Source organism: Trebonia sp., from assembly GCF_049794275.1.
Lineage (GTDB): Bacteria > Actinomycetota > Actinomycetes > Streptosporangiales > Streptosporangiaceae > Trebonia.
This window is the reverse complement of the sequence record NZ_JBARCR010001284.1, coordinates 1-3,555: the sequence shown is the minus strand read 5'-3', so window position 1 is coordinate 3,555 and position 3,555 is coordinate 1. Positions and strand designations below refer to the sequence as shown.

The window sequence follows — 3,555 nt, the reverse complement described above, 5'->3', positions numbered from 1 at the left end:
GCGACCGCGCGGTCGCACCGGACGCCGACCCACAGCACGCGCAGCGCGCCCAGCGCCTGCTTCCACCGCTGCTGGGATGCCGCGCCGCCGAGGAACACGTCATCGACGATGATCCGGGCGCCGGCCTGTGCCATCGCGGCGACCCCGGCCATCCACGCTGCCTCCAGCGCCCGGAACTCCGGTCCGATGACAACTGAACCGTCGGGCGGGAACTGGATCCCGGAAGCCGACGTCTGCGCGGACACGGGCATCGCCTCGATCAGCGTGTCTACCCCGAGGCTCAGCCACGGCTCCGGGAGGATCGCCTGCAGGCACCGGGCGATGCCGGACTTCCCCGAGCTGGATCCGCCGTTGAGGACGATCACCTGAGTGGTCACATGCGGACCAGGGTGGTGAAGAGGCGGTCTAGTTCGGCGGCGGGGGCGGCGGTGATGCCGCTGTGCACCGGGCCGGGCTGGACGATCGCGGAGCGGGGGGCGGTCAGCCAGCGGAAGCGCTCGCCGAGCGGGCGGGCGGCGAGCGGGCCCTCGGTGCAGGCTCGCTCGAACGCGGCCAGCGCGGCGCGGGCGGCGGCCAGGTCCACCGCCGGGTGCAGCGCGAGCAGGCGGGCCTCGTCCAGTTCGGTCACGCAGCCTAGGTAGCGGAAGGATTTGGAGTAGACGAGCACCCCGGCGTTGATCGCCTCGCCGCGCTCGACCCGCGGGACCACGCGGATCAAGGCGTACTCGAATACTTCCGTGTGGTTAGGCGGGCTGCTCATGACCTGATCACCTCGGGGACCAGCGGGGCGCGGCGCAGCAGGTGCTCGACGTAGGCGTCGGCGCCGCGCTCGCCGAACCAGTCTGGTGGGACGTCGGCGGTCACCTCGGCGAGCACCGCCTCGGTCACCAGCGGCGCCAGCTTCTCATGCGCGGCCGCGACCTGGGTGGCGCGGCCGCGAAGGACATGCTGGCTGCTGTCGAACGGCTTGGCCGGGTCGGCCTGCCTGCTCCAGTCATGGTGGAAGTAGAGCGCGGCGCCGTGGTCGATCAGCCAGATGTCGCCGTGCCAGACGAGCAGGTTCGGGTTCCGCCAGGTGCGGTCCACGTTCTGGATCAGCGCGTCGAACCACAGCAGCTCGCTGGCGAACGCCTCGCCGGCGGTCCAGCCCAGCGGGTCGAACCCGGCGGAGCCCGGCAGGAAGTCCACCGCGAGGTTCAGCCCCTCGCTGGCGCGCAGCAGGTCCTGGATCTCCTCATCGGGCTCGCTGGCCGCGATCCTCGGGTCCAGCCAGGCGAGGGCGAGCTCTGGGGTGCGCAGCCCTAGCCGGCGGGCCAGTTCGCCGGCGATGATCTCCGCGACCAGCGCCAGCGAGCCGTGCCCCGCGCCGCGGAACTTCAGCACGTACGTGCCGAGGTTGTCCGCCTCGACGAGGCCGGGCAGGCTGCCGCCCTCGCGCAGCGGGGTCACGTACCCGGTGACAGTGACACGTTCAAGCACGCGCGACACGTTACCGGCCCGGCGCGTCAAACGGGACTGGGACAATGGCGCGGTGGACGAGACCGAGCTGCCGGTGCGGCTGGCCGGGCGGGTGATCCCGATCGACCCGGCCGGCCGGGTGCTGCTGTTCCGGTATGACGACCCGCCGCCCAAGGGGCCGCACTGGGCTACCCCAGGCGGCGGCATCGAGGCGGGCGAGGACTACTACGCGGCCGCCCGCCGCGAGCTGACCGAGGAGACCGGCTGGACCGACGTCCCCGTGGCACCCGGTGAGGTGCACCAGGAGAGGACCGTGCAGTGGGCGGGCGGGATGCGCCGGATCGTCCGCCAGCACGACCATTACTTCGTCGCGCGGGTGGCGGTCGCCGAGCGCCCGCTCGGCGAGGTGGCCGCCATGCACGTCAGCGACGGGATCCATGAGGCGCGCTGGTGGACGCTCGCCGAGCTGGACGCGACCGGGCAGGCTGTGTATCCGCGGGGGCTCGCGGAGCTGGTCAGGCGGCTCGGACGTAGCGGACGTAGCGGCCTCGCGGCTAGCCCAGGTCAGTGGCCGGGGACTCCGGCTAGCTCGTAGACGAACGACGCCGCGTTGACCGTCCCGACCCCGGTGACCAGGTCGTAGCCCGCCCTGGCGGGATACCCGGCCACGGTGTGCAGCGTGCGCGGCGTGCCCTGGTAGAACGACACGGTGTTGTCGCCCGAGGTCACGTCCACGATCCCGGGGGCCCGCCGGGCGGACAGCGCGTACAGCGCGGGGTTGATCAGGCCGAGCGGGTGCCCGGCCACCTGGTCGGCGAGCGCGACGATGGCGGCGAACTCGGGAGTGGCCTCGCTGGTGCCGCAGATCAGCGACCAGCCGGGCCGCTGACCAGGGAAGGTGCTGTACACCTCCACCGCGCCGTCGCAGGAGGCGCTCATCGCGATGTCCGGGACGCCGCGCATGGCGCCCGTCACGGCCTTGACGCCGTTCTGGTAGGACGGGCGGGCGAAGAACTCGGACGTGCCGCCGCCGCTGGCGAACGGGACCGGCGCGGACTTCAGGTCAAAGTACCTGGCCGCCGCGGCGTCGGCGGTGTCGTTCCAGGCCACCGACGTGTACTTGCCGCCGGCCAGGATCAGCCGGGTGCCGCCGACCGCCGTCACCAGCGGGTCGCTGTCCGGCCACGACGTCACCTGGCGGGTGTAGTACGTGTGCTGGTCGAGCCCGTAGTCGGTGGCGCCGCTGTCGCCGGAGGCGGCGAGCACCGTGACGTGGTGGGCGTACGCGTCGCGATAGGCGGCGCGCAGCGGGTTGAGCTGCGCGAGGCTGGCGAACGTCTCCTCGGTGGCGCTGAAGCTCTGGCTGATCACGTCGCCGAGATGGTGATCGATCACGTACTTCTCGGTGGCGACGATCTGCGGGAAGCCGGCGGTTCCCTCCGTCTCGGCGACCGGGGTCTCGGCCAGCAGGATGTTCGCTCCCGGCGCGAGGGCGTGCGCGTACTCCACGTCCAGCGGGGTCTCGCTCGCCCAGCCTGCCATGTCGTGGACGCTGGGGTTGAACACCGGGATCTTCCCGGCCGGCGCGAGGATCGTGAACGAGGGCGGCGCGGGGTAGCCGAACTGCTTGTCGAACGCGGCCAGGTCCTGCCCGATCGTCGGTGATCCGAACGAGTCGACGATGACGATCGTCTGTCCGGTGCCCGTGATGCCCTTGCCGTACAGCGGCGGCAGGTTGTACGCCTTCCTGAGCTGGCCAGGCTGGTAGCACGCGATGCCGTAGGCGCGCTCGCACTGGGCGGTGGTCGGCGGGCCTGCCTGCCGTGGGACGGCGAGCCGCCTGACCCCCGGCGTGATCGACACGCGCGGCGCCTGTCGGTGGACCAGGATTTTCGCCGGTGCGGGGGCGGCAGTCGTGGCGGGGACGGCGGCCACGACCGCCGCGACCGCGGCGGCGACGAGCGCGACCACGCAGGCCGGCAGTCCCGCGGTCCATGCCCTACGCATCCTGGCTCTCGGCCTCCAGGGTGTCCATGTGCTGGTTATCGAGCCTAACCCGGCCACTTCCGTTACGCAGTGACATCAACTGTATACCAG

At 72.0% G+C, this 3,555-nt stretch carries 5 protein-coding genes; 1 reads left to right on the top strand and 4 read right to left on the bottom strand.

Annotation, left to right across the window (positions count from 1 at the left end; translation table 11 throughout):
* The 3 genes from WA805_RS31265 to WA805_RS31255 form a co-directional block, all read right to left on the bottom strand.
* The coding region (locus tag WA805_RS31265; RefSeq protein ID WP_425244135.1) for a phosphotransferase-like protein at nt 1-377 on the bottom strand (377 nt) is incomplete at its 3' end.
* The gene (locus WA805_RS31260) at nt 374-760 is read right to left on the bottom strand and encodes a DUF3037 domain-containing protein (RefSeq protein ID WP_425244134.1); all 387 of its coding nucleotides are present in this window, start codon (nt 758-760) and stop codon (nt 374-376) included. The genes WA805_RS31260 and WA805_RS31265, both read right to left, overlap by 4 nt.
* Nucleotides 757-1,479: a HipA family kinase gene (locus tag WA805_RS31255; RefSeq protein WP_422272337.1), complete on the bottom strand. Its 723-nt coding sequence runs from the start codon at nt 1,477-1,479 to the stop codon at nt 757-759. Before WA805_RS31255 ends, WA805_RS31260 begins: the two co-directional genes overlap by 4 nt.
* Before the next feature lie 52 nt (nt 1,480-1,531).
* On the opposite strand from WA805_RS31255, the gene WA805_RS31250 reads away from it, so the two are divergent.
* The gene (locus WA805_RS31250; protein ID WP_425244133.1) at nt 1,532-2,053 is read left to right on the top strand and encodes an NUDIX hydrolase; all 522 of its coding nucleotides are present in this window, start codon (nt 1,532-1,534) and stop codon (nt 2,051-2,053) included.
* Here the strand turns inward: WA805_RS31250 and WA805_RS31245 are convergent.
* Nucleotides 2,023-3,465, bottom strand: a complete 1,443-nt coding sequence (locus tag WA805_RS31245; protein ID WP_425244132.1) for a S53 family peptidase — start codon at nt 3,463-3,465, stop codon at nt 2,023-2,025. The genes WA805_RS31250 and WA805_RS31245 overlap by 31 nt on opposite strands.
* Nucleotides 3,466-3,555: the final 90 nt, after the last annotated feature.

Excerpts from the sequence above, each read along its gene's own strand:
- WA805_RS31260 (WP_425244134.1), bottom strand. The coding sequence starts at position 760 with ATGAGCAGCCCGCCTAACCACACGGAAGTATTCGAGTACGCCTTGATC.
- WA805_RS31245 (WP_425244132.1), bottom strand. The coding sequence starts at position 3,465 with ATGCGTAGGGCATGGACCGCGGGACTGCCGGCCTGCGTGGTCGCGCTC.